Origin of the sequence: Oscillatoria nigro-viridis PCC 7112 (assembly GCF_000317475.1) — a bacterium.
In the GTDB taxonomy this organism is placed as follows: domain Bacteria; phylum Cyanobacteriota; class Cyanobacteriia; order Cyanobacteriales; family Microcoleaceae; genus Microcoleus; species Microcoleus nigroviridis.
Genome location: NC_019729.1, coordinates 6,491,008 through 6,515,811, shown reverse-complemented (window position 1 = coordinate 6,515,811; position 24,804 = coordinate 6,491,008). Strand labels below are relative to the sequence as shown.

Here is a 24,804-nt window from a genome sequence, read left to right as displayed (position 1 = left end):
TGACTCAAGTCCTTACTACAAACCTTTCGTTCGTAGTGAGGACTTTATTTGTCTTTCTGGCGTTTAGTCATATCATATCCGATCGAGTGACCGCGATAAAAAGGGCGGGTTTTTGAGATTGGAGATTGTTGGCAGATATTTTTCGCGAACCCGCCCCTTGTATCTTAAAAGAGTGAGCTAGCCGATCGCCACATCCATAGAGCGATCGAGCTGACAATCGGACGATCGAGCTGACAATCGGACGATCGAGCCGACAATCGGACGATCGAACCGACACTCAGGTGATCGAGCCGACACTCAGGCTCAATCGCCGACAAGCAAAGCGAATCTAAAGAAACAAGGAAAGTTTTGTACAAAAGGTTCTGTAACAGGCGAAAGTGCTGTGATTGGACATCAGCAATCGGTGAAGTTGGCCCGCCCCGAGTGACTAAATAAGTCTGTTGCGTAGATAAGCTCCCATTACTGATGACAGGCGCACACAAATACTGGACAGTATCTGAGGCTCTCGATCTTCTGATCGGGAAAGCCTGCATTAACAAGGCTAGTCTTTAATTGCCTGTCGGTTCTTTCATAAATCGGAGTATATTGGGAGCCAAAAATGACATCAACAGTCTTAGGTGTAGACATCAGTAAAAGAGACTTTCACGTCTCATTACTGAAAGAAAGTCGTGCCACCAAACCCCAAAATTTTACCAACAATATTCAAGGGTTTGAGAGTTTACATAACTGGCTGAAAAAACACAATGTAGTCGAACTCCATGTTTGCATGGAAGCTACTAGCATTTATGGAGAAGCCTTAGCTGAATTCTTGTATGGAGAAGGATTTCAGGTGAGCATAGTCAATCCAGCCCGAATTAAAGGGTTTGCCAAAAGCGAACTTCTGAGAACTAAAACCGACTCCGTAGATTCCGCATTAATTGCTCGTTTTTGTGCAGCAATGAAGCCGAATTTGTGGACACCAACCGCACCGGAAGTTAAGGAATTACAAGCTTTGCTGCGGCGGCTCGAATCAGTCACAGAAATGATGACGAGCGAACAAAACCGTTGAGAAACAGCTACGCCTACAGTTGCTGTCCTTACCCAGGAACATTTGGAGTATCTCAAACAGCAACAACAACTAATCAAAAAACTGATTAGCGACCATTTTGACCAACATCCACATTTAAAGCAACAGCGCGATCTCTTGACCTCAATTCCTGGAATTGGTGAACAGACAGCATCCGTATTGTTAGCTGAAATTCGTGATGTTTCCGACTACAACAATGCCCGTCAATTAGCGGCTTATGCGGGTTTAACACCCTGTGAACGCAGTTCTGGGACTTCGGTTAAAGGCAAGACTCGTTTGTCTTGTACCGGCAATGTCAGACTGCGAAAGGCATTGTATCTGCCTGCGGTAGTGGCGATGCGTCACAATCCGTTACTCAAGGCGATGAGTGACCGATTATTGGGTCGTGTCCAGGTCAAGATGCAGGTGATTGGCGCTTTGATGCGAAAGTTAGTGCATTTAGCTTTTGGGATTTTAAAATCCCAAAAGCCTTTCGACCCCAATTATTTGACTGCTACCCCTTGACAGTTCAAGACAGTATCTACCATATTAGGGGTAATCGACCGGACATGATATCAATCATGACTAAATTCCTGACTACAAACCTGCATATTTTCCTAAAAAACCCGGTTTATGCCTCTAGCAACTCACAGATAAATCCTATCGAAACTTCCGTTCAGATTCTTGAATGGGAACATCATTAATGCTGGCTTCACGTCTTCGCATTAACCCATTTTCGGCAAATTCCCACTGTTCATTACCATAGGCGCGATACCAGTAGCCAGAATCATCGTGCCACTCATACTCGAAGCGAACAGAAATCCGATTATCTGTAAAACTCCACAGTTCTTTCTTTAAACGGTAATCTAATTCCTTTGCCCATTTTCGTCTTAAAAAAGCCTTGATTTCTTCCCGGCCGCTGAAGAATTCGGCACGGTTTCGCCACTGAGAATCTTCCGTATAAGCTAAGGCTACCCGTTCTGGATCGCGGCTATTCCAGGCATCTTCAGCAGCTTGAACTTTGGCTTTAGCCGTTTCCAACGTAAAGGGCGGTAGAGGTGGTTTAGTTTCCATCAGCTTTGTTTTTTGTGATTATAAAAGATCAGGTGCGGGATGCTCGCGCTACAGAGAGAGTTTTGGGACTTTGATATCAATCCTCAGCATCGGGATCGATTCCCATTGCTCGCAGTCGCTCCGCTAACTGAGTGACTTTTCGCTCTGCTTGTTCGGCTCTTTCCCGTTCTTGTTCGGCTCTTTCTCGTTCTTGTTCGACCAGGGCCCGCTCAATTTCAACTTGTTCGGAGCCCGTTAACAGCAAATTCCCCTGCGAATCCCACCACCGCAGCCAAAGCAGTTCTTGATTTTGATAGCTTCCCTGCCACAGTCCCAATTCTACTTCTAGTACAGGAATGGGATAGTGACCGCGTTCGTTTGGCTCCATCCTTCGATACACAAAATCTATCAGGTGATAGACTTCTAAATTGCCAGTTCTCATTTCATAAATACCGTAGTAAGGAATGCGGATAATTCTCTCGTACACCCAAAACTTACCGGGTTTAGTGGTGGTACCGTCGGCCGCCACTGTCAGGGGAGTACGATCGCGCTCTTCCTCTCCATTACCGCTAGCAAATTCTAAAGCAATGAACGGCGCCATGTGTTCCCGCCAAAGTACATAAGAACGGCGAAAACCGTCAAGTGTTGCCGGTACATTCGGCACGTAAAACCAATCCGGTGCTTCGGCACCTCGCTCTGGCGGGTCAGTTTCTCGCCAGTAAATACCGCAATCTTGCCCGATCGCATATTGTCCGTCTGGATGCAGCCGCTCTACAACCGGCCCGATCGAATCTGTCAGAATGATGCTCTGAGGATGCTCCTGAAAATTTTTCACAAATGTACCGTCTTCGTCTGGCAATTGCGTGTGGTCGGGGAATGCAGGAGGCAGACCTGTAGCAGTTATTGTCTCGTTCATCGTCTTTTCCGTGCAGTTATTGTTCATTGTACTGCGAAATTTGAGAGGAATCTGATTGGAAAATTTAGCTAATATTCGCTAATATGGAAAAGCGAGCGTAAAAGGTAATTCTGATGGTTGTCGCAATTTCTAAAGCAGGATTGGGTAAAGGTGCGGCCTTCCTGTCAAACGTGACATGGGAGACTCTGGAAAAGTTGGATGCAGATTTGGCGGACACTGGGGCGCGCTTAACTTATTTGGATGGGTGTTTAGAAATTATGGCTCCTTTATCTGAAGAACATGAAGAACCTAAAAAAACTTTAGGTCAACTTTTAGAAAGTTATATGCGGACGAAAGACATTCGTTTTTATGCGCGTGGTAGTACAACTATCGGGATGAAGAAATTAGGCGCGCGGAAGGAACCAGATGAGTCTTACTGTTTGGGTACGCGCAAGTCAGTTCCAGATTTAGCGATCGAGGTAACAGTGACGAGTGGTGGAATTGATACGCTGGAAATCTATCGTCGGGTGGGAGTGCAGGAGGTTTGGTTTTGGGAGGATGGGGTAATTTCGGTTTATTGCTTGCGTTCTACGGGATATGAGTTGGTGAGTAAGAGCGAACTTTTGCCGGAGTTGGATTTGCGATCGATCGAGTTTTATTCGCGGATGGCGGATCAATATGATGCGGTGAATGCTTTTATGCGATCGATGTAGAAGTTGAGAAGTGCTATGAAATTACGATCTATATTTTAGACTGAATGTATGCTTTGAATACAGGATTAATGAGAAACATCGATCGCGCTTCTACTTGCACTTTTTCAACTAAGCTACGTCTGGTTAAAGATTGGATGACTTGCCACAATTCAGCTTTGGACAACCCACTATCAGCAGGTTGTCGTGAAATATCTACAGCTTCATTTTGACTGGCTAACCAGTAGAATGCTTTTTTTTCTGAGTCTGATAAACGCTCTATGTGAGATGCTAAAAGGGGTTCTAAATCACCTAAAAATAAATCATTTGTATTGTCTAAAAATAGGGAAACGCTACCATCAAATAATTCTATAATTGTTGAGGCGATAATATTTAGCCATGAAGGATGACCTTGATAAAGGGCTATCAACTCTGACCATTTTTCCTCATCTTTCAATCCTTTTTCTCGGAGAATTTCTGCCGATTGTTCTCCTAAGCCTTGGAGGTGTAATGTTTTATTAGTCTGGTTTTCTGCTTCTAAATTGGCGATATCTTTAGGTTTTTCCCAACTGAGGAGAATTAAACAACTTTGGTGCGAGGATGTGGCAATTTGTTTAAACATTTTACCATAGTCTTCATAGCCTGGTAAATATTGACTGACTAATTCACCGGCGTTAAAGATGTTCTGCACGTCATCAAGGATTACTAAACAGCGTGAGGTGCGAAAATAATCAATGACTGTGGTTAATGGGGTTGGTTGGGATTGAGAAAAAAATTGTTTTAGTTCGGTTTGGAGGGTTGAAAGGATGGGTGTGCGATCGAGGCTTTGCCAGATAATATAATCGAATTGGGTTTGAATTTGTTCGATGAGTTTGAGGGCGATCGCGCTTTTGCCAATTCCACTTAAGCCGTAGACGGTAATCAAGCGGGTGTGGGCTTGTAAAATCCATTGTTTGAGGGTGGAGAGTTCTGAAGTGCGGTTATAGAATAGGTTTGGATCTGGTGCATCGGATAAGTCTTGATGAATTTTTGGTTTAGTTTGGTTATAAAGTGGCTGATTAGGTTTTTCTGTATTGGCGATTGCTGAGGGGTGCAAATTGTTATTACAAAAATTATCAATTTGTGCATAATAGTTTCCAAAGTTTGATTCAACTATGGATAATTGCAATCTTTCCACTGTGTATCGAAAGTTAGATTGATTAATGTCTTCACCTAATATTTCTGATAAAAGTTTCCATAATTTTGATGCTACTTTCTTGACATGAGCTTCACTACGGTAGCAGGCTTTAGCAATTTCTGGGTATTTCTGGCGTTGCCAAGTGCCACGCAATATACCTTCTTGTAAATGATTGAGGTGTTTTCCTGTCTTAGCGAATACGATATCATCAGCTATTTTTAAGACTTCTTGAACGTCCATAGTTAGAAGAGGGGGTTGGTTTTGCCTATTTTATCCTACTGTTTGATACTTTGGCAACTAAATCCTATTTTATCCTACTGACTGAAATCAGAAAAACTAAAAAAATGCCTACTAAATCCTATCTTTTGCGATTGCAATAAAATAATTTTATTGATAACTTAGAGTTGCAATAGTTCGGAGATATTTCACTGTGTTACAAGTAGCAATCAGATTATGTAGTGACAAAATTTTATTTAAAATAGCAACGATAAATTTTGCAGTTGATGATACTATCCAACGGTCATCTAGGGCTACATAACACTGTAGTAGAAATCATAAATACTGGAAAATAAGATTTTTAGTGCAAATAAAATATGTCATTTTTAACCCGTTTTGGTGTGCTGGCGACTGTTGCATCTTTTCTCTCAATATTTGCTGGAACAGCTAGTTCACAAACATCACCCCAGAACCAGAATTGGAATCTAGGGGGAACCTGGAAATTGAGCGTTGGTTACTTTGAACTCAGTTCAAATGGAAGTTGTACTGTCAAAATACCTACCGGTGGTTCTGGAGCGACGATTGAAGCACCTAAACTATTTACCAAGACAGGTTCCGGGTATAGCGTTAGCGTAAATGTGCCAGCAGAAATTAAAGTGTCTGGTAATAGGGCTATGTTTGTCGAGCAAGTCCGGTATGGTACGCTAAGATGGGAGGGAACACTGAGTAATAAGGTTGATCTGGATAGGGGACGAGTAGTTACTGAGTTCAGTGGTAAAGAAACTTGTAACGGTCAGGCGACTCTACCATTCACGTTCAAAAAAGAAAATAAACCTGTTTATAACTATATCTACATCAATGGCATTAACACGCCGAGAGGCAACAGTAATGATTTTCGGGGTAGTTGTCTTTCAGAGCGTCGTATGGTGCAACAAGTTCTAATTGATAGAACCCGTCTATGGGATGAAACGAATAAACTTCTCGACACTGACTGCAATTTGTCTGGCTTTGATGGGACAGAAGCTCTAAGAAAGATAACTACATGGAACGCCCAGGGTGTTCCTCTCTCCGTTGGTGATATTGTGCAATCATTTTCACAGACTCAAGGTTCGCGAAACCCAAGAGTAGAATCCGATCGTCTATCTGGCAAGATTGTTTCACAGATGAGAGAAATTATCAAAAAAGAAAACAACTCGCAAAATAATGAGCAAAATTATTTCATTATTGTTGCTCACTCGCAAGGTAACTTTTTTGCAGAAAAAATTGGTGGTGAAGTTGCATCATCTAATAGCGAAATCGATCAGAAACTTGTAAAGCGTCTCCGTATTATTGCAATTGCTTCACCAACCGATTACACTTATTCGCTAAATACAAACAGTGGGAGTACAAGGGTCAAAGTACAACACTTTACACGCTGCGATGACATCATCCTATTTTTGCCACTCATCAAGATACCAGGTTTTCAGTCTGCGCGTCCGTTTCCTGGCAATCTACGACCTCCTCTGAGGCGAGACGGTCAATGTGTTGTTCCCAATCTTCTAACTTCCAAAGATCCTCTGCTAGGTGATAATGTCAGAGCACATTTTCTTGATGAATATTTCAATTCACTTCCTATAGTCCAAGTAATAACGGATAGATTAGTGGCTGAGAAGAAGAATCTACTTTATGAAGATTGATACTGAAAGTTGAGCAGTAGTGGTGGGGTGGGCACTCCTTAACTACGGATAATAACTGCTTGTTCATTGGATATGTTTGTCATCTTTATAGCCTCCTAGAAATTATTTCTATATTAGGAGCTGACTACTCCCAAGTCACGGAATTGCGATCGCACCCAAAATTATAATCAAATTCCTCCTCACTCACGATCGCAAAATATCATCGACAAGAACCTTACCACCATCACAGAAGTCTATACTGAGATGACAATCTTCAAGTAGTGCAGTCCCTATGAGCGGACGATGACCCATTCCTAGCACGGCAACATCTTTTTCTACACCATTCCACAAATTAGAGGTTCTCCCAATCACTAATATCAACTTTAGCCTGTCGCAAAATCTTAGCTAAAAAGTTGGCACTGATATCACCTTGATGAGGATTGGGGATGGTAATGCGAAGGTTATCTTTCAACATGAACTGATGCCTTTTTCCCGAATAGTGGCCGTCAAATCCCAGTTGTTTCAGATAATAAATTAAGTCTCGACGTTTGACTGGTTTTAAAGGAGGCATCAGGCAACTTCCTTGGTAACTGTAAGGTCGATATTATCAAGGACAGGTAAAGGAAGTTTCAGGGTGAGACTAAGTAAAATCCAGTCTTCCAATACCTCTTGCAATTCTTCTCGACAAGCTTCGAGACTTACAGCATTTGCATAGACTCCCTCACAGATAGGAATTTCTCCGTAGAAAGTCCCATCATCAGGGAAAATTTCATACTTAGCTTGCTTCATGGCAGCTTGGATGTATTTAGTTAACATATTAAAGCAATCTCCTTTAAGGTGACAAAACGAATTGGGATGATATCAAGCCAACCTTGATTAGCAATAGAGCCAAACAAAATTAGGGCGTGTCCGTTGAGATTACGATCTAGCAAAAAAATTATGCTTTAGCATCAAGTTTTGCCTTAGCTGCTCGAAGCTTTTCCCATGCAGCTTCGGTTCCAGGTTTTGGTGGCTGGGCGGCAATTCTGGCAATGAGATCGCGATTTTTTTCTTCATAATACAGCCGAAGTTCCTCAGCTTCCTTAAGAACCATTTGATACTCAGCTTCAACATCAGCGCGATTGGCCTCAATATAAGCTAAAGCCGCATTAATTTGTTCTTCTGTAAGGTCAAACAATCCCCTGATAAACTTAGGCGGATATTGAGCCGTCACATAGTCCATGATGTCGTAGAGGGTGATGCGCGTACCTGCGATCGTCAGTCCTCTTTCTGTACGGATGATAGCTGTTTGTTCGTCGGATATGGTTGTCATACCTATAACCTCCTTGAAGTTATTTCTATATTATACCAACTCTCAAAAGTCGGGCAACAATCATTAGTGTTGGGTTTATTTCCTGTTTTAGTAACGCGATCCAAATCCAAGAAACCGGGTTTCTGCGATCGTCTTGGAATTCTCACGCCCGATTTAGTGAAGAAACCCGGTTTCTAACTCCTACGCTATCCTCCAACTTCAACTAAACCCAGCTAACCACAGCGGAAGCATCAACAGCAACCCGACAGAAGTGATGGCGATGCTGCTAGCTAACAAATCGCGATCGAGTTCGTAGACTTCTGCTAAAATCAGCACGAAAAGAGCTGTGGGCGTTCCCGACATCAAGACCAACACCAACCTCGGATCGCCCCTCAATCCGAAATAACTAGCACCCAATCCGATCAGCACCGGCACAATTACCACTTTTAACAGCGACGGGATTAACGCCAGTTCAAAACTTTCCCATTTCTTAATAGACCTCAGCCGGATGCCAACCAGCAGCAAAGCACTGGCAATTACCACCCAAACAGCAGTCTGCAATCCCGATTCCACTGTCTCGGGCAGGGGGATGTTTCTAGTAGAAAAACCAATTAAAAATGCCCAGATGGCGGGAACTGTCAGCACGTCCCGGATCAGAGTCCACCTGTGATTTTTTGGCTCGGAGTTCCCGAAATAGCTAGCAATAAATACACCGAAAAAATAAGTTCCAATAACATTGTTAGTGACGCTGTACAAGACAGCCCAGTTGTTGTTATCGGTGCTGATGATAGACAGGGTGATTGCTAATCCAACAAAGCCCGTATTCCCTAACATCGCAGCTAGGATAAAACTCCCTTCGCTCGATCGCTTCAGGGAATTAAAATTTAATAGAAATAAATTCACCAGAGAATTTTTGCCCTGAAAATAGGGCTTTTTGATGTGGGCCGCACTCAGCCTACGCAATAATACCCAAGTCAGCCAAGCACAACTCGTACTCAGAAATAACACGAATAGGGCGATCGCCGGCGTGAATCCCACAGCACCCGAAAAATCGCTCTGACGGGCTAAAACTAGAATTTGCAGCGGTATCCCAATCCAGAAAAGAAAGTGGCTCAGCAGCTTGGGAAAATCAACTGGGATATACCGAAACAGCAGCAGTCCCAAGCCCGTCCAGATAACTAGAGGCGTATAAGCGTGAAATAAGGTTTCAATCATAAAAATTTAACAAGACAATTTGAAATGCCTCTATCTATTAATAGTAATGCTAAAATCAGTTTAAGAAATGGGAATTGTCGTTAGCGGAGCCCTCGAAGAGAATTGCACTTGCACGCTTTTTCGTCCTAGCGTGTTCGCAGCACAGCAGTCCCGAAAATTTCCGCCCAAATTCCCGCACCTTGCAAGGCACAATCCTCAGACTGGCAGCCCCAAATGCTTGCAGATTTTTGCCTTCAGTTTCACAAAACCTCTGTTAATTTGACCAATGTGCGATCGATTTATCTTGCCTTGGACGAACAGACGTGCAACGTTTTCCTGCAGCTTCGAGCGAACGGAAACAGGGCGAGACTAAAGCTGCTGATGACTTGCACTCATTAATTCAATTTCAAAGCATTAACAGGCACCTCATCCCAAGAACTAACAGTCCGCAAGGTAGCAACCCAGCCCTGCTGTTTTTGCTCTGCCGTCAAATTCTGCTCAAAAGATTCGTGGCAATCCTTCGCTTGAGTCTCATCGCAACAAGCAATGCAAGAATAAAGAATGCCCGACGGATCGATTTGCTCGTTTACCCAAATAATCACGATCTACTCTCCCAATTAACTTAACTCTTCTCTAAATTTTCCTATATTTCTGTCAATTAAGTAGGTAGGTATTAATTAACCCGAGTGCGGCATTTTAGCTTAACAGGCAAGATGCCTGTGCCACACACAGGCAAGATGCCTGTGCCACACACAGGCAAGATGCCTGTGCCACACACAGGCAAGATGCCTGTGCCACACACAGGCAAGATGCCTGTGCCACAACAGATAAATTTTTTGTGGGGTGGGCACGCGAGCCCGCCCTGAATTACTTCGATGCCAAAGTTGCCAAAGACTCGCCCGCAACCCGGCAAATCCGCCAGTCGGGCATCACATCTGCACCGATGCCCTTGTAAAATCCGATCGCCAATTCATTCCAATCCAAAACACTCCATTCCAAACGCCCGCAGCCTTTTTCTACTGCCAACTGCGCTAAATAAACTATCAAAGATTTGCCAATTCCCCGCCCTCGAAACTCAGGCAGCACGAACAAATCTTCCAAATAAATTCCCGGCTGAGTCAAAAAAGTAGAATAATTGTAAAAAAACAGCGCCCAGCCCACCACTTGACCTTCACACTCGGCTAAAATCGCTTCAGCAAAAGGTCGATCGCCAAACAAATGATGCTCCAAATCAAGCGCATTGCCAGTAACGGCATGAGATAATTTTTCGTACTCAGCTAAAGCTTTAATCAAATCAAACAGCACCGGCACGTCGGCGCGGGTAGCGGGGCGCAAAATTACCTCAGAAGACATAAATAAGTAAGTAGTACGCGACAATCAACAATTAAAAATACCACATCAAGACATTTTTAATTGGTAATTTTTAATTAAGTTTTTCCACCTAAAATCAGCATATTTATGGCGGGGTGGGAGTGTCCCCCACAATAATTTTAAGATTTTTCAAAATGCAACCTCAATGTTTTTTAGCTTATTTCAACCAGCCCTTCAATCGTTCCGTCACTTGAGGGCGGCGCAGCTTTCGCATTGCCTTATTTTGAATTTGACGGACTCGTTCGCGGGACAAATTGAACAAACTGCTGACCTCTTCTAAAGTGTAAGGTTCGCCGGTCAGCAAACCGTAACGCATAGCAACAATCTCTTTTTCCCGCTCAGTCAAAATACTGTCCAACACCTCCAAAATATCTTGGCGCATCATCATCTCATTCATCTGAGCTTCGGGAGATTGCGTCGCGTTATCTTCGAGAACATCCAAAAGTTCCGAACTTTCTTCTGAGCCGATGCGGTGGTTGAGAGACAAAGATTGGCGGCGTACTTGCTGGAGGTAGCGAAGGTGTTCGCAACTAACTTCCATTTCTCTAGCAAGTTCAGTTTCAGTTGGATTGCGTTGAAGAGAACGCTTCAAATCTCGATAAACTTTTTTGAGTTTATTTAACTGTTCGACAATGTGAACCGGCAAGCGAATCGTCCGCCCTTGATTGGCAATTGTCCGGGTAATTCCTTGGCGAATCCACCAATAGGCATAGGTAGAAAACTTGTAACCCTTCTCCGGATCGAACTTTTCGGCGGCCCGATTTAAACCTAAAGCTCCTTCCTGAATTAAATCGAGAAAAGGCACGCCCCGATTGAGATAGCGTTTGGCAATCGAAACTACCAAGCGCAAATTTGAGCTGATCATTTTCCGTTTCGCCGACTGACACTGGTGGCGAAGCTGTTGCAGTTGAGTTTCGCTTATCCCCAAAGCCGCTGCGAGTTCAGCTTTTGTCGGCACTCTGTCTAATTCCTGCTGCAAACGCTGTTCTAGTTCATCCAGGGCTACCAATTCTTGAACGCGGCGCGCCAACTCCACCTCTTCGGCTGCTGTCAGTAGAGGATACCGAGCCATTTCTTTGAACAAAGCTCCCACTGGATCGTCGGCAGACCAGTTGTTGTATGCTGACGACCGAGTTACCGTGGGACGATCGCTCTCGGTGTCTTCATCTTGTGCGATCGCGAATAAGGCTTCGGGTGCCACCGCAAAACTGCCTAGGTCAGATTCTGCCATATCGTGCTTGGTGTCGGTGGAATGATTTGAAAAGTATCCCTTAACTTTAACGAATTTAACCGGAAATTTCCGAAATCCATCTAGAATCCCGTGACCGACATTAGATGGCCCCAATTTTATACCTTTCTATTGAGTTCGAGCCAGTAAAGGAGCTGCCTGCAATAATTGCTGAGTATAAGGGTGCTGCGGATTAGTAAAAATATCCCTAGTCTTACCGATTTCAACAATTTTTCCAGCATTCATTACCGCAATACGATCGCAAAAAAATCTCGCCACCCACAAATCGTGCGTAATAAACAGATAAGTCAAATTAAATTCCTGCTTCAACTCCAACATCAGCTCTAAAACTTGAGTCTGCACGCTGGCATCCAGCATACTCACAGGTTCGTCGCAAATTATCAGTTGCGGGCGAGTAATTAAAGCGCGGGCGATCGAAACTCGCTGCTGTTGTCCTCCTGACAATTCCCCCGGATAGCGGCGAAAGAAATCCTCCCCTGGACTCAAACCCACCCGCTCTAACATTTGGATTACTTGTTTTTTCGCTTCGCTGCCATTAGCTAATTTGTGAATCAACAAAGGGTCAGCAATACTTTGCCCGACAGTCATCATCGGATTCAGGCAAGCGTGGGGGTCTTGAAAGATCATTTGCATTTCGCGGCGGTGCTTCCTCACAGCATCGCGGTTCAGGGCAGTTATATCTATTCCTTGAAATTCCACTTTGCCGCCAGTCGCGGTAATTAGCTGCAAAATCGTGCGTGACAAGGTACTTTTGCCGCAGCCGGACTCCCCCACCAGCCCTAGGATTTCTCCCCGTTCTAGCTCTAAACTAACGCCGTCTACTGCTTTAATTACCTGGCGATTCCTGGAAAACAACTGATCTAATAAATTGCTTTCTAAACTGTAGTGTTGCTGCAAATTCGTTACGGTCAAAAGAGGCGAATTTGTTAAGTTTGCAGTAACGACTTCAGTCCTGATTTCCTCGAATGCTAACCCTTTGTCAGAATCGGCTTGAATGTGCAAAGCTGCTTTGAGGAGCGATCGAGTATATTCGTGCTGCGGCTTTTCAAAAACGTTTTGCACCGGCCCTGTTTCTACGACTTTACCGCCGTACATCACCGCAATGCGATCGCAATACTCGGCCACCATCGCCAAATCGTGAGAAATCAACAAAATAGCCGTTCCCCGTTCCTCGCAAAGTCTGGTTAATTCCTGCAAAATCTGAGCAGCTACAGTTACGTCCAAACTTGTAGTCGGTTCGTCCGCCACAATTAATTTGGGATCGAGCAAAAGAGCCAAAGCAATTGCTACTCTTTGCCGCATTCCGCCGCTAAATTCGTGGGGAAATTGCGACCAGCGGGACGCGGGAATTTTCACAGATTCCAGAGTTTCGATCGCCCGTTTCTTAGCTTGCTTGCGATCCAAATTCGGTCTGTGAGCTTGCAAAGTCTCGATGCAGTGTTCCCCGACAGTCATCAAAGGATCGAGACGAGTCATCGGATCTTGAAAAATCAATGCCACAGCTTCGCCCCGAAACCGTCTCAGCCGCGAAGCATTCATATCAAACACCGACTCTCCAGCAAAACTAACTCGCCCCTCAATCAGCGTCGAATCCGGCAGCAACCGCATCGCCGCCCTTCCCAAAGTTGACTTACCGCACCCAGACTCCCCAACTAATCCGAGCTTTTCCCCCGGTTTCAGCGTCAGGGAAACCCCGTCAACGGCCCAACCGGATTGGCCTCGCCGCTGAGGATAAGCTACTCGCAGATTGTCAACGGAAAATAGAGAAGAGTCATTAGTCATTAGTCCTTAGTCCTTAGTCAATCGATTTTAGATTTTAGATTTTGGATTTTAGATTAAATAATTAAAGCATTAACCCCACGGATAAATTCGGGGGCTTGTATCGTGGATGCTTGATTGTCAGTTGTCAGTTGTCAGTTGTTATTTGTTATTTAATGGTCAATATACTGGCTGTTACTTCTTAGTGTTTCAGAGTTATTAGTTATTGGCAAGAGACTGAGCTGCTGTTTGTAAATACAAATAAAAATAGCTACAAACAAAGCTTTTATTAGTACATCATTCACCGAGCAACTGATAACTGATAACTGACAACTGACTACTGACAACTAACCACTGACAACTGACAACCATCAACTGACTAAATTTCCCTTCGCTTCAACTCAGCTCTCCGCAGTATGTAAGTAGCGGCACAATCTGCGTGAGGATGGTCTGCTAAAACTTCCGCGAGTTCCAACACATATCCGGCGATATCCGGCCCCAGCTTCTCAGTCAGCACTTGACGTTCCCGAGAGGCGAGTTCTTGCACGCGGGCCTTAGCTTGCCAATTCGGAGAAAACATCTTGTCAATCTCGGTGTAGAATCCGAGACTTTCGAGAATGTCCCACTCGCCGTTATCGCACCAAATGCCCCCGCACAACATACAGCGCTCTATGTAAAAGGGCACTCTGCTGAAAGGAACTTTCGCCCGCGACAGATAGTGACCGTCTTCGGGACACAGCGCTGCTTTGCTGTCGTAGACTGACGGGGTGAATTCTATGCCGAGAGTCCCTGTCGTCGCCTCTGGCTTCTGAGATTTGTTGTACCACTGGTTCTGCTCTTTCTGCCAAGCTTCGTATTCTCTGCCTGGAATCCAGATACCGTAACAGTTCGGACACCACTGCACCGACATGCTGCCGGCTAAGGTACCGCCTTCTAAATTGGGATGTTTGCATTTTGGACATTCCACCGCTTTATTTCTCCTTGCCTTATTAATTCCCTGTTAATTCAATTATTAATTCTGTATCTGGGCGGGCCCTGAAGAACCAGAATTTTTTTGCAGCAGCGCGCCACAGTAGCCAATTAGCGTGTTGAGCCGCGCGATCGTCGCAGTTTGCCTCGCCTCTGCTGTCGCTGGCTGGCGCGACGCTTGCAAAAACGTGACATCTGTCCCCAATAACCGCAGTTGCTTGTGAATTTCCGTCAAATAGGACTGCTCTGGGGGTGTTTCTGAGGCGTCTAACTCATCGCTTTCGGCTTTCATAATTTGGTTTCCGAAAAATTGTTGCACTTTTGTGTATTCGATCGCCAGCGCGGCCCGATCCAGATTATCCTGTGCAGCAGTTCTTTGTAGTTGTTCTAGTGCTCGCTGTAATTCTTGGTAGCACTGGCGGCGGTCTTCGGACAATATCATGATTTTGTAAACAAATTTGTATTTATAATCAAAGTAGATACTTACTTAAGTTTGCTCATATGGAGGGAAGCCGTGCGTTTTTGGAGCAATTCCCTGTTTTTTGAGAACTTTTTTGGATTTGCTGCCCTGACTCTACCCTTCTGGCTGCTGCTTTTAGTTTAGCGTTGCCGGTAAATGCCGATCCCCCGCAACCTCAACTGCTACCGCCAAAATATGCTTATTTTACCCGATTTTCCCCGATCGACAGACTGCGGCGGCGGCAGTGGTGTCACTATATTTTCCTACCTACGAGGGGGGGGCGACTCGGGATTACATAGGTATAGTTTGAGAAAAATCGACTATTTTTTTGAATTGCAAATTGTGGCATTCAATTAGTTTAGTATAGCTAAACACATAATTTCGGCAATTCAACCGGAAACCGGCTTTTAACCATTTGTATTTCTAAGTTTTAAAGGTGTACCCCATGAACGCGAACACTCTGACTCCCTCTCCTTCGATCGATCCTGCTGTAGTTCCCGATTGGCTGCAAGAATGCCTGAATGCTCGATCGCAGCCTGATGGCGGCCCTAACCAGAATTGCTCCACGGACGACAGCTTAATTTGTCGGGCCTTTGAATTTGCCCGCGACTTGCACGAAGGACAATACCGCAAATCTGGAGAACCTTACATTTGCCATCCGGTAGCTGTCGCTGGAATACTCCGGTATATGGGCGGCAACAACGTCATGATTGCCGCCGGCTTCCTCCACGATATTGTTGAAGATACAGATATTACTCTCGAAGAAATAGAACAGCGGTTCGGCGCCGAAGTGCGACAGTTGGTTGAAGGTGTCACCAAGCTTTCTAAGTTTAATTTTTCCAGCAAAACAGAGCGCCTTGCGGAAAATTTCCGCCGAATGTTCCTAGCAATGGCTAAAGATATTCGCGTCATTGTCGTCAAACTCGCAGATCGGCTGCACAACATGAGGACTTTGGAGCATTTGTCCGAAGAAAAGCAGCGCAGTATTGCCCTAGAAACCCGAGATATTTTTGCTCCCCTAGCAAACCGTTTGGGTATCGGCCGCTTTAAGTGGGAATTGGAAGATTTAGCGTTTAAATACCTGGAACCCGAAGCTTACCGCGAAATTCAGGAATTGGTGGCGGTGAAGCGCGCCGATCGAGAAACTCAACTCGCAGAAGTCACCGATTGTTTGCGAGAACGGCTTGACAATTTAGGCATTAAATGCTATGAAGTTAGCGGCCGTCCCAAACATTTGTACGGGATTTACGCGAAGATGCAGCGCCGCCAAAAAGGGTTTAACCAAGTGTACGATATTGCGGCGGTGCGGATCATAGTAGAAACCAATGATGACTGTTATCGGGCTTTGGCGATCGTCCACGATTCTTTCCGCCCGATTCCCGGCCGCTTTAAAGATTATATCGGTTTACCAAAAGCCAACCGCTACCAATCTTTGCACACCGGAGTAATCGGAACCAGCGGCCGCCCCATCGAAGTGCAAATCCGCACCGTAGCAATGCACCACATTGCAGAATACGGCATTGCCGCGCACTGGAAATACAAAGAAACTGGCGGTTCTAACACAACAGTCACCGGCGACGACGAAAAATTTACTTGGCTGCGACAACTCCTAGAATGGCAAAGCGACCTCAAAGACGATCGCGAATATTTACAAAGCATTAAGGACAACTTATTCGACGAAGATATTTACGTTTTTACTCCTAACGGAGACGTGATTGCTCTCAATAGCGGCTCGACTCCCGTAGATTTTGCTTACCGCATTCACACAGAAATTGGCAATCACTGCACAGGTGCCAGAGTCAACGGGCGAATGGTAACACTAGATAAGGTTTTAAAGAACGGCGATATTGTAGAAATCTTGACCCAAAAAAACGGTCATCCGAGTTCCGACTGGCTGAATTTTGTCAAGACAAACGGAGCAAAAAACAGAATTCGCCAGTGGTTGAAGCGATCGCACCGAGATGAAAACCTCGCTCGCGGCCGGGAATTGCTGGAAAAAGAATTAGGTAAAAACGGCTTAGAATCTTTGCTGAAATCTGAACCCATGCAATCGGTGGCTCAGCGCTGCAACTACCACAGCGTCGAAGATTTAATCGCCGGTTTGGGCTACGGCGAAGTCACCCTAAATCTAGTAGTAAATCGACTGCGAGATTTAATCAAAGTGCAGCAAAAAATTGAAGCTGCTCCCGCAGGAGGACAGGAATTGCCCCAGCTAATACCTGCATCGACACCGAAACCAGTACCGAGTTCGTCTCCGAGCAAATCGCCGATCGCAGGTGTAGAGGGATTGCTGTACCATTTAGCCGGCTGTTGCTGTCCGATTCCTGGGGAATCAATTATTGGAGTTGTGACTCGCACTCGCGGAATTTCGATTCACCGACAAGGATGTTCAAATGTTGAGAGCGTACCTGGGGATCGCTTGGTTCCTGTGAGTTGGAATTCCAGCAACCGCAATGAATCTCGACCTAACACTTATCCGGTTAACATTCAAATTGAAGCCCTCGATCGAGTGGGAGTTCTCAATGATGTTTTATCCCATTTGAAAGACAACCAAGTAAACGTCCGCAGCGCTCAAGTCAAAACATATCCCGGATTGCCTGCCTTAATTGACTTGTGCATGGATATCCAGGATAAACAACAGTTCGAGCGCACTTGTATGCAAATTAAAAAGATGAGCGATATTTTGAATTTGCGCCGGATCAGTGAAGGGACTTAAGAAGATAGCCTAACTGTATGCTAGGGTGCGCCCCGCGCACCTTATCCTATGTTCCTAATTGTTTAATCTCAAATCTAAAATCCTCTAAGCCGCAATGAAATTTGCACTGTTTTCACAGGTAGCATTGCGCGAAAATATCCCCAAATACAATCTAAGAAAAGGTATTACAGGCACTATTGTTGAGAAGTCCCCCATGCCGGAAAATCAATAATACGGTTATAGCTTAGAGGGTTTGAATGTCGAAGCAATTACAGTTGAATTTGCCGAGCCCCAAACTGAACCTATAAAAGCTTCTGTTTTGCAGCTTTGCCAATTAAGTTGACGTGGGAATATAATAAAATTCAAACCCTTTATTTCGCCAGAGCGACTGGCTTTGACACGCCCAGCTTTTGCTGCAAAAACTCCTGGGCTACTTGTCCGGCTTCCTGCTGTTTTTTATCAACTTGATAATTCAGTTGGCGCATATCTTCCTCGGAGATTTTGCCGCCCAATTCTGCGAGCACTTGACGCAATTCCGGGTATTTTTCCAAAATTTGCGATCGCACAACCGGAACTGCTTCGTAGGGCGGGAAATAGTTCTTGTCATCTTTGAGAACTACTAAACCCAAACTTTGAATCAAACCGTCCGTCGTATTACCAGCAATCACATCTACTTCTTTTTGTTGCAGCGCTTGATAAAGCAATCCTAACAGCAACTCCTTCGGTTCTTCTCGAAACTTAATCCCGTAAGTTTTAGCCAATCCGGGAAATCCATCTTCTCTCTCGTTAAATTCTGGACCGAAACCAGCCCGGAGGTTAGGTGCAGCTTTCCCAAGTTGCGAGAGAGTTTGTAAATTGAGTTTTTTGGCCTCGTCTCCCCGCATAATAATCGCAAAACTGTTATTAAATCCCAGCGGTTCCGTCCATTCTGCTTTAAACTGTTTGGGATATTCTTGTTTGAGGTAATCGAGGACTTTTTTGGGGTCAGAAATCGGTTTCTGTTTGAGCAGGTTGGTGTAAGCAGTCCCCGTGTATTCGACGTACAAGTCGATTTTACCTGCTGTTAGGGATTGATGGCAAAGCGAGCCTCCGAGATTCAGTTCGCGTTCTACTTTGATATCTGTTTTAGCTTCGATATGGCGTGCTAAAATTTCTGCGAGGATGACTTGTTCGGTAAAGTCTTTCGAGCAGATGACAACTTGCTTTTTGGGCTTAGAGGTACATCCTGCTACTGCAAGCAAGCAAAGCAGCCAGCAGGAATAGAAAAAAAAATCTTTCTTAGATATTTTCATAAGCGAACTCATTTTTTAGTGACACAATTATCAGCTTCTAATTTATAGCATTTCTCAATCATTTGTAAAGGCAAAATCCGCAACTGCTGCTAAGATTTTAGGATTAGCACCGCTGACATCTCGCAAGATACCTACTTCTTCTCTTCCTCTTCCTAATTCTTGCTTCGTGTTTTACCCTTCGGGAACGGCTTCGCCAAACGCACCTCGAAGCAGTTCAATCATCCTAATTCTTCCGGCCCGCAACGAGTAGATTTTTTTTACACCCGCACTTTACCCGACTTTCCTTTTACTATTGTAACATTTATTTATAGACATGGAGGACAACAGATGGTAATCAGCGTCAGCGATATTATCCAGCAGCAGCGGCAATTTTTTGCGACTGGGAAAACGAAAGATGTGGATTTTCGGATCGAACAACTGAAAAAACTTAAAAGTGCGATCGTTTCCAATCAATCACGGATTGTGGATGCTGTCAAGGCTGATTTGAACAGGCCGGAGTACGAGGCTTATTTTGAAATTGCTGCGATCGCAGAAGTTAATTATGCCATCAAAAATGTTAAATCGTGGGCAAAGCCGAAAAAAGTGCCTACTTCGATCGATCAATTCCCAGCATCAGCCCGCATTTACCCTGAACCTTTGGGCGTAGTTTTAATCATCGGGCCTTGGAATTACCCATTTCAGCTCATGATATCACCTTTAGTCGGGGCGATCGCCGCCGGCAACTGTGCACTTCTCAAACCTTCGGAAATCGCCTCGCACACGTCGGCAGTTATCGCCGACATGATATCCAAAACCTTCGATCCCGCCTACGTAGCCGCCGTCGAAGGAGGAGTCGAAATCAGCCAACAATTATTAGCGGAAAAATTCGACCACATTTTCTTTACAGGCGGCACTAAAATCGGTCGAATCGTCATGGAAGCTGCCGCTAAACACCTGACACCTGTCACCTTGGAATTAGGCGGCAAAAGTCCTTGCATTGTAGACTCCGACATTTACCTTGAATACACGGCTAAACGCATTGCGTGGGGCAAATTCATCAATGCAGGTCAAACTTGTATCGCTCCCGATTACCTGTTAGTCGATCAAAAAGTTAAACCCGATTTGATGCAGGCAATTAAAACAGCAATTCACGAATTTTACGGCGATAATCCGCAAACAAGTCCCGACTATTCGCGGATTATCAACCAGCGGCAATTAGACCGTTTGAGTTCGTTTATCAAAGATGGAGAAATTGTCGTCGGTGGGGAAGTTAAGCCGGAAGATAGATATATTGCACCGACGGTTTTAGATCGTGTTTCCTGGGATGCGCCTGTGATGCAGGATGAGATTTTCGGGCCGATTTTGCCAGTTTTGGAGTATGAGGATTTCGGGGAGGCGATCGCCCAAATCAACGCCCGTCCCAAACCTTTAGCTTTGTATTTGTTCTCGAAAAATAAAGAGAAACAAGAGCGAGTTTTGCGGGAAACTTCTTCGGGGGGAGTTTGTCTCAATGACACGGTTATGCAAGTGGGAGTAACAGATTTACCTTTTGGCGGAGTTGGCGACAGCGGCATCGGCACCTATCACGGCAAAGCAAGTTTTGACACTTTTTCGCATCAAAAAAGCGTGCTGCAAAAGTCATTTTTACTTGACTTAAAATGGCGCTACGCTCCCTATAAAGGCAAGTTAGATTTGATTAAGAAAATGATCGGTTGAGCGATCGCACTTGGAGGGGCGGGTTCGCTAACGTTTACAAGATCGGATAGCCAAATCAACCCGCCCCTTCCCGATCTTATCGGTTAAGCGATTCCACGGTGAACGGTTATTTCCATAAATTTTAAATGATTGCTCATCTGTTTTTGGAACGGTTTCGATCGCAATCTCTACGTCACTCCTAAATGACTGTTGCCCCATCCAAAATAATTCACATTAGAAATGTCTATAATATCTTTTAGCATCTTCTCGCTAACAAGCAATTTATGGAACCTTTAGCAAAAGAACGCTGTGCAGCCTGCCGCCCAAACTCTCCCCGCGTCACAGCATACGAAATTGTCCAGCTCAAACCTGAAATTCCCGACTGGAATTTTATCGAAAAAAATGGCATTCCCCAATTAGAACGCACCTACAAATTCCCGGATTTCAAAACTGCGATCGCCTTTACAAACAGCGTCGGCGAAGTAGCAGAAACCCAAGGACATCACCCCGCACTGTTAACCGAGTGGGGAAAAGTTACCGTTACTTGGTGGACTCACGCGATTTCTGGACTGCACCGGAATGATTTTATTATGGCGGCGAAAACCGATGCGATCGCCAATCAATTCCCGAAATAAAATCAGACTTATAGCCCGATCGCAGTCTAAGAACTCACAGCTCCGGGTACCAGCGAAGAATGCCGTTGATTCCCATTCAACAACTCTAGATTCAGTCGGTAGCCAACATTCCGTACAGTTTGAATTAGGCTCGGCTGTCGCGGGTCGATTTCGATTTTTTTACGCAGAGAGAGTACGTGAGTGTCGATCGTCCGGGGGTTATCAATAGCATCAGGCCAGGCCCGACGCAGCAAATCCGAGCGCGACAGCGGCACTCCTCCAGCTTGAGCCAGCACGTACAGCAGGCTAAATTCCTGGGGAGTGAGCTCAATATGTTCCTCGTACAACCTGACTCGGCGCTGCACCAAATCAATTTTCAGCAGCCCGCACTCCAGCGTCGCCGGCGGTATCATGGTGCGGTTGCGGCGCATCAGAGCTTCCACCCTCGCCATAAACTCTTGCATCCCAAAGGGTTTAGTCAGGTAATCGTCTGCCCCCGCCTTCAAACCTTCAACAATATCCGATTCCGAATTCCGCGCCGACAGCATCAAAATCAGCGACTGCTGCTGCTGTTGCAGCCAGTTGCAAAATTCCAAACCGTCCCCATCGGGCAATTGGGCATCCAGAATGACTAGGGTTGGCTGGCGGCTGAAAAATATTTCCCTAGCGTGACTGATATCCGCTGACTGGTGCACCCAGTGACCGACTTGCTGTAGATGCCAGCCCAAGAGCGATCGCAGGTGCGGATTCCCTTCAACAATTGAAATACTTGCAGATTCCACAGAGGCGAGCTTCCCATATCACTAATTGCTACAAGGTTAACAGAGCTTTTGTCAAGCTTTTGTAACCATCGCTACTCAAGCATGAGCTGCATTTACAGCAGCGGACATACCTAGGGTAGGAATTTTAAAGATTGGGTTAATTTGGCAGGGTCAGCCTGCAGAAAGGTTAGATCATTCTGGCGATGAGCTTACAATGAAAATAAGACAGTGTAAAGACGATCGATCCCATGCCCCAACCGCCTGCTAAAAGCGAACCCCCCGACCCAGCCCCCACTCCCAGGAGGTTGACAAATCGCGCAAGTGAAACTAGAATTCCTCCAACCGTTCGCTCGGTAGCCGGAACACTCAGCCACTTTGACCGCAAAATTCAGCAAAATCCCGACTGCATTAAACGCACGGCGAATTATCTAGGTGCGCGCACAAAGTCGAGCAATTGCTTTGCAACGAGTGAAATTTTTTATGGAGGGTAGCCTGTTGAGCAGGGTAAAAACTTTTATTTAGAAATAGCCTCAAGCTGAGCCACTCAGCATCAATCGAGGCCATTCCTAAATCCCGCCGTCATTATACAAACCACAAAGGATTTCAACCTCACCATGCTACAAGACACCCAAACAATCCGGCACTACCAAAAACTCACCGACGCCCTCGTCGAAATGTGGAATAGAGGTTATCGCTTTGATGACCTGCGGCTTTACTTAGACGGTTATTTAGCAGCCCTGCGGCATTCCAACAGTCTGGAACCGCTCTATAAAACTTACCCAAAGCTACCCATTGCTCGAAAGTTTTGGACTTTAGTGTTTACTTCCTGTTTCAGCGTAGTCTCAGAATGACTTCTGAGGGTTTGCCTACTCCACAGGCAATCTCGGTAGAGCTTACCGTTTGACTTACTTAATCTGAGCGAATCGGAATGTGAATTCCTTCAAACCATCGCTCAATGTTTTTAGCTGCGTTCAAGTCTCTGTCCTCTGTATGACCGCAATCAGGACATACATAGACTCGATTCTTTAATGGCATTTTGTGGCGGTGATTCCTACAATTTGAACAGATTTGAGAACTAGGAAAGAAGCGGTCAACTAAAATCAACTGACTAGAAAATTTCTCAGTTTTATATTCAAGTTGTCGCTTAAATTCGTACATTCCACAATCGGCAATCGCACCCGCCAATTTGTGATTTTTCAAAAATGCTTTGACGTTCAAATTCTCAATTTTAATCACGCTGTGGTTTTTAGCGAGATGATTGGTGAGTTTATGAATAGCATCTTTGCGGATGAATGAAATTCTAGAATGCAGTTTTGCCAGCTTTCTAACTGCCTTAGTTCTGTTCTTTGAGCCTTTAACTTTGCGACTAACAGAGCGCTGCAATCGCTTCATTTTCTTACTCATTTTGCGGTAAGCTTTGGGGTTAGCAAAAACCTTTCCGTCACTGGTGACAGCTAATTCCTTAATACCAATATCAACACCAATAGAGGGGCGATTTAGAGGTATTGGTGGCTGTTCAATCTCATACTTGATGGCTATGAACCATTTGTCGGCAGTGCGACTAATTACGCAATTATGAGTAGCCGTAATGGGGAGAGGTTCGTGCAATCGCACCCAACCAATTTTAGGGAGTTTAACTCGCTTACCATCATTGCTGATACCAGGTTTTGCTTTAGTGCCTTGCTCAAGATAAAAACTGTCTTTAGACTTGCCTTTCTTCTTGAATCTAGGCTGTTTAGAGACTTTTTTGAAGCATCTATCCCATGCCGTCCTTACCTCTGCCAGAGCCTGTTGTGGACTTGCTTTGGAGCTTTGATAATACCAGGGATTAGCTGGTTTAATCTCAGCGACTAGACGTTTGTGCAAGTCAATAGCAGAGGGAATTTTGATTGTTTTATCAGCCTCTCTAAGTTGTAAAGCTTCCTGAATAATAGCATTGCCAAAATTGTAAGCGTGTCTGGCTACTCCACAGTGTTGACGGAATAGAGTCACCTGTCTATTGTTAGGTTTTAATTCCGTCTTGAAACTGAGTAGCATTATTTTACGTCCTCCACTGCTTTAGCTATACCATCAATCAGTTTTTTGTTTTTGTGACTTCTAGCGCCATAAAGTCTAGCGCTAAAAACCTGAATTAATTCAATCATATCTTGAACTAATTCCTGTTCAAAACTCAATTCATCCGGCGATTTATTGACTATTACTACCTCGCATTCAAATTCCTCACACATTGCGAAAACTAACTCGGAACCAAACCTTAGAAGCCTGTCTTTGTGAGTAACAACAAGTCTGCCAACCTCACCGGACATGATTCGTTTGAGTAGTTTTGTCAGTCCTTTTTTCTTGTAATTAAGTCCAGAGCCTAAGTCTTGAATTGTTTCAAATTGCCAGCCATTGGCAGCGCTAAACGATTCCAAAACAGCAGCTTGACGCTTTAAATCTTCTTTTTGGTCATGACTAGAAACTCTGGCATAGTTGATAGTGATTCGATCGTCTGCCTGGTTTAAGTCTCTGGGAGTAATTCGCTTGATATCGGTAAGGTAGAAGCGTCTCTGTCCCGTGGGAGAGCGCTCAAACTTAATCTTGCCTGCATCAGTCCAGCGTCTCAGCGTCTTTGTCGAAATACCAAGCTCCTTAGCCGCTTCCCCGATTGAGAGTGTCACGTCTGATTGAGTCTCCAAAGTTGCTTACCTCTAATACTACAACTCAATAGTTACCCAATCCGGGAAGAATGTCAATACCTGTCTAA

Annotated in this window: 26 protein-coding genes; 9 read left to right on the top strand and 17 right to left on the bottom strand. The window is 44.8% G+C overall.

Features of this window, described 5'->3' with window-relative positions; genetic code table 11:
- Positions 1-598 precede the first annotated feature (598 nt).
- Both OSC7112_RS41300 and OSC7112_RS41295 read left to right on the top strand, forming a co-directional pair.
- Entirely contained in the window at positions 599-1,048 is a 450-nt protein-coding gene (locus OSC7112_RS41300) for an IS110 family transposase (protein ID WP_223300700.1), read from the top strand.
- Positions 1,049-1,090: 42 nt separating this feature from the next.
- Entirely contained in the window at positions 1,091-1,570 is a 480-nt protein-coding gene (locus OSC7112_RS41295) for a transposase (protein ID WP_223300699.1), read from the top strand.
- A gap of 135 nt (positions 1,571-1,705) precedes the next feature.
- Here OSC7112_RS41295 and OSC7112_RS27245 read toward each other — a convergent pair whose 3' ends face one another.
- Entirely contained in the window at positions 1,706-2,119 is a 414-nt protein-coding gene (locus OSC7112_RS27245; RefSeq protein ID WP_015178905.1) for a nuclear transport factor 2 family protein, read from the bottom strand.
- 76 nt (positions 2,120-2,195) lie between these two features.
- Positions 2,196-3,014, bottom strand: coding sequence for a Uma2 family endonuclease (locus tag OSC7112_RS27240; protein WP_015178904.1), 819 nt, complete (start codon positions 3,012-3,014; stop codon positions 2,196-2,198).
- Between the two features lie 113 nt (positions 3,015-3,127).
- Between OSC7112_RS27240 and OSC7112_RS27235 the strand changes: the two genes are divergently transcribed.
- A complete protein-coding gene (locus OSC7112_RS27235) occupies positions 3,128-3,706 on the top strand; it encodes a Uma2 family endonuclease (protein WP_015178903.1) in 579 nt (192 codons plus the stop codon).
- A 28-nt stretch (positions 3,707-3,734) separates the two neighbouring features.
- Here OSC7112_RS27235 and OSC7112_RS27230 read toward each other — a convergent pair whose 3' ends face one another.
- Entirely contained in the window at positions 3,735-5,099 is a 1,365-nt protein-coding gene (locus tag OSC7112_RS27230) for a helix-turn-helix domain-containing protein (protein ID WP_015178902.1), read from the bottom strand.
- A 353-nt stretch (positions 5,100-5,452) separates the two neighbouring features.
- Here OSC7112_RS27230 and OSC7112_RS27225 point away from each other — a divergent pair, with 353 nt between their 5' ends.
- On the top strand, positions 5,453-6,751 hold the full coding sequence (locus OSC7112_RS27225) for a hypothetical protein (RefSeq protein ID WP_015178901.1): 1,299 nt from the start codon (positions 5,453-5,455) through the stop codon (positions 6,749-6,751).
- A gap of 331 nt (positions 6,752-7,082) precedes the next feature.
- Here the strand turns inward: OSC7112_RS27225 and OSC7112_RS27220 are convergent, their stop codons facing one another.
- From OSC7112_RS27220 to patD, 10 genes are all read right to left on the bottom strand, one after another.
- On the bottom strand, positions 7,083-7,301 hold the full coding sequence (locus OSC7112_RS27220) for a type II toxin-antitoxin system HicA family toxin (protein ID WP_015178900.1): 219 nt from the start codon (positions 7,299-7,301) through the stop codon (positions 7,083-7,085).
- Positions 7,301-7,546 (bottom strand): type II toxin-antitoxin system HicB family antitoxin, encoded by a 246-nt coding sequence (locus OSC7112_RS27215; protein WP_015178899.1) that lies wholly within the window; start codon positions 7,544-7,546, stop codon positions 7,301-7,303. Before OSC7112_RS27215 ends, OSC7112_RS27220 begins: the two co-directional genes overlap by 1 nt.
- Positions 7,547-7,667: 121 nt before the next feature.
- Positions 7,668-8,042, bottom strand: coding sequence for a DUF433 domain-containing protein (locus OSC7112_RS27210; RefSeq protein ID WP_015178898.1), 375 nt, complete (start codon positions 8,040-8,042; stop codon positions 7,668-7,670).
- 198 nt (positions 8,043-8,240) lie between these two features.
- Positions 8,241-9,236 carry an AEC family transporter gene (locus tag OSC7112_RS27205; protein WP_015178897.1) on the bottom strand — a complete coding sequence of 332 codons (996 nt, stop codon included), beginning with the start codon at positions 9,234-9,236 and terminating at the stop codon, positions 8,241-8,243.
- A gap of 374 nt (positions 9,237-9,610) precedes the next feature.
- The gene (locus OSC7112_RS27195; RefSeq protein WP_015178896.1) at positions 9,611-9,817 is read right to left on the bottom strand and encodes a hypothetical protein; all 207 of its coding nucleotides are present in this window, start codon (positions 9,815-9,817) and stop codon (positions 9,611-9,613) included.
- A 265-nt stretch (positions 9,818-10,082) separates the two neighbouring features.
- The gene (locus OSC7112_RS27190) at positions 10,083-10,568 is read right to left on the bottom strand and encodes a GNAT family N-acetyltransferase (RefSeq protein ID WP_015178895.1); all 486 of its coding nucleotides are present in this window, start codon (positions 10,566-10,568) and stop codon (positions 10,083-10,085) included.
- A 175-nt stretch (positions 10,569-10,743) separates the two neighbouring features.
- Positions 10,744-11,817: an RNA polymerase sigma factor, RpoD/SigA family gene (locus OSC7112_RS27185; protein WP_015178894.1), complete on the bottom strand. Its 1,074-nt coding sequence runs from the start codon at positions 11,815-11,817 to the stop codon at positions 10,744-10,746.
- Positions 11,818-11,943: 126 nt separating this feature from the next.
- Positions 11,944-13,617 (bottom strand): dipeptide ABC transporter ATP-binding protein, encoded by a 1,674-nt coding sequence (locus tag OSC7112_RS27180; protein WP_015178893.1) that lies wholly within the window; start codon positions 13,615-13,617, stop codon positions 11,944-11,946.
- 355 nt (positions 13,618-13,972) lie between these two features.
- A complete protein-coding gene (locus OSC7112_RS27175) occupies positions 13,973-14,560 on the bottom strand; it encodes a TFIIB-type zinc ribbon-containing protein (protein WP_015178892.1) in 588 nt (195 codons plus the stop codon).
- Between the two features lie 45 nt (positions 14,561-14,605).
- Positions 14,606-15,004 carry a heterocyst frequency control protein PatD gene (gene patD, locus OSC7112_RS27170; protein WP_015178891.1) on the bottom strand — a complete coding sequence of 133 codons (399 nt, stop codon included), beginning with the start codon at positions 15,002-15,004 and terminating at the stop codon, positions 14,606-14,608.
- Positions 15,005-15,467: 463 nt separating this feature from the next.
- On the opposite strand from patD, the gene OSC7112_RS27160 reads away from it, so the two are divergent.
- On the top strand, positions 15,468-17,738 hold the full coding sequence (locus OSC7112_RS27160) for a RelA/SpoT family protein (RefSeq protein WP_015178890.1): 2,271 nt from the start codon (positions 15,468-15,470) through the stop codon (positions 17,736-17,738).
- Between the two features lie 94 nt (positions 17,739-17,832).
- Positions 17,833-17,949, top strand: coding sequence for a DUF4926 domain-containing protein (locus tag OSC7112_RS42485; RefSeq protein ID WP_015178889.1), 117 nt, complete (start codon positions 17,833-17,835; stop codon positions 17,947-17,949).
- Positions 17,950-18,088: 139 nt separating this feature from the next.
- On the opposite strand, the gene OSC7112_RS27150 is transcribed toward OSC7112_RS42485, so the two are convergent.
- Positions 18,089-19,009 (bottom strand): glycine betaine ABC transporter substrate-binding protein, encoded by a 921-nt coding sequence (locus OSC7112_RS27150; RefSeq protein WP_015178888.1) that lies wholly within the window; start codon positions 19,007-19,009, stop codon positions 18,089-18,091.
- A gap of 327 nt (positions 19,010-19,336) precedes the next feature.
- Here OSC7112_RS27150 and OSC7112_RS27145 point away from each other — a divergent pair, with 327 nt between their 5' ends.
- Positions 19,337-20,704: an aldehyde dehydrogenase gene (locus OSC7112_RS27145; protein WP_015178887.1), complete on the top strand. Its 1,368-nt coding sequence runs from the start codon at positions 19,337-19,339 to the stop codon at positions 20,702-20,704.
- Positions 20,705-20,967: 263 nt separating this feature from the next.
- Positions 20,968-21,318 (top strand): 4a-hydroxytetrahydrobiopterin dehydratase, encoded by a 351-nt coding sequence (locus OSC7112_RS27140; protein WP_015178886.1) that lies wholly within the window; start codon positions 20,968-20,970, stop codon positions 21,316-21,318.
- Positions 21,319-21,344: 26 nt separating this feature from the next.
- Here the strand turns inward: OSC7112_RS27140 and OSC7112_RS27135 are convergent, their stop codons facing one another.
- A complete protein-coding gene (locus OSC7112_RS27135) occupies positions 21,345-22,079 on the bottom strand; it encodes a response regulator transcription factor (protein ID WP_015178885.1) in 735 nt (244 codons plus the stop codon).
- Positions 22,080-22,672: 593 nt separating this feature from the next.
- On the opposite strand from OSC7112_RS27135, the gene OSC7112_RS27125 reads away from it, so the two are divergent.
- Positions 22,673-22,909, top strand: a complete 237-nt coding sequence (locus OSC7112_RS27125; RefSeq protein ID WP_041622756.1) for a DUF6761 family protein — start codon at positions 22,673-22,675, stop codon at positions 22,907-22,909.
- Between the two features lie 58 nt (positions 22,910-22,967).
- Here OSC7112_RS27125 and OSC7112_RS27120 read toward each other — a convergent pair whose 3' ends face one another.
- Both OSC7112_RS27120 and OSC7112_RS27115 read right to left on the bottom strand, forming a co-directional pair.
- Positions 22,968-24,095 (bottom strand): RNA-guided endonuclease InsQ/TnpB family protein, encoded by a 1,128-nt coding sequence (locus tag OSC7112_RS27120; RefSeq protein WP_041622580.1) that lies wholly within the window; start codon positions 24,093-24,095, stop codon positions 22,968-22,970.
- A complete protein-coding gene (locus OSC7112_RS27115; RefSeq protein WP_015177359.1) occupies positions 24,095-24,736 on the bottom strand; it encodes an IS607 family transposase in 642 nt (213 codons plus the stop codon). Before OSC7112_RS27115 ends, OSC7112_RS27120 begins: the two co-directional genes overlap by 1 nt.
- Positions 24,737-24,804: the final 68 nt, after the last annotated feature.

Bases quoted from the DNA above. Each gene is read 5' to 3' on its own strand.
- OSC7112_RS27145 (WP_015178887.1), top strand. From the start codon at position 19,337: ATGGTAATCAGCGTCAGCGATATTATCCAGCAGCAGCGGCAATTTTTT.
- OSC7112_RS27215 (WP_015178899.1), bottom strand. From the start codon at position 7,546: ATGTTAACTAAATACATCCAAGCTGCCATGAAGCAAGCTAAGTATGAA.
- OSC7112_RS41300 (WP_223300700.1), top strand. From the start codon at position 599: ATGACATCAACAGTCTTAGGTGTAGACATCAGTAAAAGAGACTTTCAC.
- OSC7112_RS27140 (WP_015178886.1), top strand. From the start codon at position 20,968: ATGGAACCTTTAGCAAAAGAACGCTGTGCAGCCTGCCGCCCAAACTCT.
- OSC7112_RS27160 (WP_015178890.1), top strand. From the start codon at position 15,468: ATGAACGCGAACACTCTGACTCCCTCTCCTTCGATCGATCCTGCTGTA.
- OSC7112_RS27185 (WP_015178894.1), bottom strand. From the start codon at position 11,817: ATGGCAGAATCTGACCTAGGCAGTTTTGCGGTGGCACCCGAAGCCTTA.
- OSC7112_RS27205 (WP_015178897.1), bottom strand. From the start codon at position 9,236: ATGATTGAAACCTTATTTCACGCTTATACGCCTCTAGTTATCTGGACG.
- OSC7112_RS27210 (WP_015178898.1), bottom strand. From the start codon at position 8,042: ATGACAACCATATCCGACGAACAAACAGCTATCATCCGTACAGAAAGA.
- OSC7112_RS27220 (WP_015178900.1), bottom strand. From the start codon at position 7,301: ATGCCTCCTTTAAAACCAGTCAAACGTCGAGACTTAATTTATTATCTG.
- OSC7112_RS27245 (WP_015178905.1), bottom strand. From the start codon at position 2,119: ATGGAAACTAAACCACCTCTACCGCCCTTTACGTTGGAAACGGCTAAA.
- OSC7112_RS27230 (WP_015178902.1), bottom strand. From the start codon at position 5,099: ATGGACGTTCAAGAAGTCTTAAAAATAGCTGATGATATCGTATTCGCT.
- patD (WP_015178891.1), bottom strand. From the start codon at position 15,004: ATGATATTGTCCGAAGACCGCCGCCAGTGCTACCAAGAATTACAGCGA.
- OSC7112_RS27125 (WP_041622756.1), top strand. From the start codon at position 22,673: ATGCTACAAGACACCCAAACAATCCGGCACTACCAAAAACTCACCGAC.
- OSC7112_RS27225 (WP_015178901.1), top strand. From the start codon at position 5,453: ATGTCATTTTTAACCCGTTTTGGTGTGCTGGCGACTGTTGCATCTTTT.
- OSC7112_RS27240 (WP_015178904.1), bottom strand. From the start codon at position 3,014: ATGAACGAGACAATAACTGCTACAGGTCTGCCTCCTGCATTCCCCGAC.
- OSC7112_RS27235 (WP_015178903.1), top strand. From the start codon at position 3,128: ATGGTTGTCGCAATTTCTAAAGCAGGATTGGGTAAAGGTGCGGCCTTC.
- OSC7112_RS27120 (WP_041622580.1), bottom strand. From the start codon at position 24,095: ATGCTACTCAGTTTCAAGACGGAATTAAAACCTAACAATAGACAGGTG.
- OSC7112_RS27190 (WP_015178895.1), bottom strand. From the start codon at position 10,568: ATGTCTTCTGAGGTAATTTTGCGCCCCGCTACCCGCGCCGACGTGCCG.
- OSC7112_RS42485 (WP_015178889.1), top strand. From the start codon at position 17,833: ATGAAATTTGCACTGTTTTCACAGGTAGCATTGCGCGAAAATATCCCC.
- OSC7112_RS27180 (WP_015178893.1), bottom strand. From the start codon at position 13,617: ATGACTAATGACTCTTCTCTATTTTCCGTTGACAATCTGCGAGTAGCT.
- OSC7112_RS27150 (WP_015178888.1), bottom strand. From the start codon at position 19,009: ATGAAAATATCTAAGAAAGATTTTTTTTTCTATTCCTGCTGGCTGCTT.